This window comes from Streptomyces sp. NPDC051133 (assembly GCF_040682635.1).
Lineage (GTDB): Bacteria > Actinomycetota > Actinomycetes > Streptomycetales > Streptomycetaceae > Streptomyces.
The window spans coordinates 1-1,166 of sequence record NZ_JBFBBK010000250.1 but is presented as its reverse complement, the minus strand read 5'-3'; the positions used below and the strand labels follow the sequence as shown (position 1 = coordinate 1,166).

Here is a 1,166-nt window from a genome sequence, read left to right as displayed (position 1 = left end):
GGTGTCGGCGTACAAGTGAACGTCCCCACCTGCGTACGGATGAAAAGGGACAGTTGTTGATGCGTTGAGACCCGCTGCTCGGCACTCTGCTGCTTGGTCGGTGAGAGGCGGCGGCAGGAGGTCGACGGTGGTCCTGGATCCGCATCGGTGGTTGGAACTGCGGCGCTTCCGGAGTCTGCTAGAAACCGGGGCGATCAGCTTGTCGGAGGTGGCCCGGGAGACCGGGCTGGACCGGAAGACGGTCCGCAAGTATCTGTCGGCACCGGGTCCGGCGACGCCGCCGCGCCGGTCGCCGAACGGGCGATCGAAGGCGAGGGTGATCGACGAGTTCGCGCCGCTGGTCGACTCTATGCTGCGGGCGGAGATCCTGATGAAGGCCGCGGTGATCCACGGACGGCTGACCGCGGAGTACGGGTTCACCGGCAACTACCAGCGCGTCAAGCTCTACGTTCAGGAAGCCCGGCCTCGCATCGCCGAGGAGCTCGGCATCACGCCGAAGGAACTCGCCGGCATGCACCGGCGGTTCGAGGTCATCCCCGGCGCCCAGGCTCAGGTCGACTGGGGCGACGAGGGCAAGGTCCTCGCCCATATGGGCATCGGGAAGGTCTATTCCTTTCACATGACGCTGTCGTACTCGCGCGACCCGTTCTGCTGCTTCACCATCAGCCAGGACCTCCAGACGTTCTTCGACTGTCACCGCCGGGCCTTTGCCCACTTCGGTGGCGTCCCCATGACGATCGTCTACGACCGCACGAAGACCGTCGTCCGCAGGCATGTCGCTCCGGGTGACGCGGTCCCGCTGCATCCGGAAGCGGTCGGTTTCGCCGGCCACTACGACTTCGACATCGACGTCCTGGCCGCCTACCGGCCCACGGGCAAGGGACGCGTCGAACGACAGGTCCTCATCGTCCGAGACCACGTCTTGTCCGGCCGGTCCTTCTCCTCCATCGAGGAGATGGACGCCGCCTTCGCCGCATGGGTGCCGCAGCGACGGGCTCAGGCCCACAGGACTCACCAACAGATCATCGGAGAGCGGGCGGCCCGCGACCACATGGCCCTCAAACCGCTGCCCGAAACTTCGTATCTGGTGGCCGAGCGGCATCTGCGGCCGGTCGGCAAGGACTGCCTGGTCGCCTTCGGCGGCAACCTCTACTCGGTGCCCGCCC

1 protein-coding gene is annotated in these 1,166 nt (G+C 66.6%); it reads left to right on the top strand.

Features of this window, described 5'->3' with window-relative positions; genetic code table 11:
* Positions 1–127 precede the first annotated feature (127 nt).
* Positions 128–1,166: IS21 family transposase (istA, locus tag AB0N17_RS46825; RefSeq protein WP_366017747.1), on the top strand; the 1,039-nt coding region annotated here is incomplete at its 3' end.